The 1,173-nt window shown below is 58.4% G+C and carries 1 protein-coding gene; it reads right to left on the reverse strand.

Annotation, left to right across the window (positions count from 1 at the left end; translation table 11 throughout):
- The coding region (locus RZ1_RS31595; protein ID WP_244899423.1) for an HNH endonuclease at positions 1-698 on the reverse strand (698 nt) is incomplete at its 3' end.
- Positions 699-1,173 lie beyond the last annotated feature (475 nt).

Below are 1,173 nucleotides of genomic sequence, written 5' to 3' on the forward strand. Positions count from 1 at the left end.
AGCGCGAGACCATTGGTCACTGCTGCGATACCCGCGTCGTGCGAGTCAGGAACAATATGTGCCGCGTCCAGCAGTTCGCTGTGCCCAAGGGCGCAAACCGCACACCGTGTTTGGTAGGCGCGCATGACCGTCGCGCGAAATACGGGCTGATGGAGCCTGCGCTTCGTCTCGGCCACCACGTACCGCCGAATCTGTTCCTCCGCTTGCGAATCCGGACGATGTAGATCGCGGGCAACTTCCGTTGCAATGACGAACTGGTGCTCCTCAGGTTCCTCCTCGACGATGAACACCGGATAGATCGGCTGGAACAAGCTTGGACCCACGCCATAGAACCAGATCAGCGGAACGCCCTCACCCATAGCTGCACGCAGACCACGGTTGTCCATGTTGTTCGGGTCGGTCGTCGACCATTTGTAACGGAGGAGCCCATCCGAGCCGACTTGGTCCTCATACGGACGCTTTGCACCGGGCGCACGGTAGGTAGTGCTGATGGACAAGGCAGAGGAAAGTTCTCTTGGCTTGCGAATCCCACGCGTCGGGTCCATCAACCGGAACATCATTCCGTCGAACGTAAAGTCGAGGAGGTCCTGGCGACTTATCGGATCGAGTCCGTCGTTCGTGCGCACGGTCAACCAAGCCATTGCCTCACGACGAAGGCGAGCATCGAAATCGTCACCACTCCGCGAACCGCTACTCACAGATCCTCCTGGTTGCCACGCCTGAAACCCACCCACCGACCCCCGTCTGCCATCGTGATGCGGTGGACGAACGGTCCTTATTGAACCATTACCTACTTGAACGACTTTTCACGGAGTCCCCGCGATCGCTTGGAAATGTCCTCCACTTTCCACAACTCCCATCCGTCGCTCGAGCCGTCATCAGGTCCACCCCTCAAGCCCACGCCAGCGATACTTCACGGCACGCTCTGTTCGTTGCCGGAACGTGAACCGAGTCGGTCCGACAAAGAAGAGGTGCAGTCCGCTCAGTCAGAGCTTTTCACTACTGGATTCTCCGACAAGATGGCGATCCGGTAGAACTTGTTCTGTGCCCGAAGTGAACGAAGACCCCATCCCCGCGCCTGTCGATATCGGCAAACTCGCCATCAACATGCGCGTCACTGCCGATGCACTCGAGTCAGCGGAAATCCTCGTCGAGTTCGCAATCCCGAAGTTT

This window comes from Rhodococcus zopfii NBRC 100606 = JCM 9919, assembly GCF_001895025.1.
GTDB classification, from domain to species: domain Bacteria; phylum Actinomycetota; class Actinomycetes; order Mycobacteriales; family Mycobacteriaceae; genus Rhodococcus; species Rhodococcus zopfii.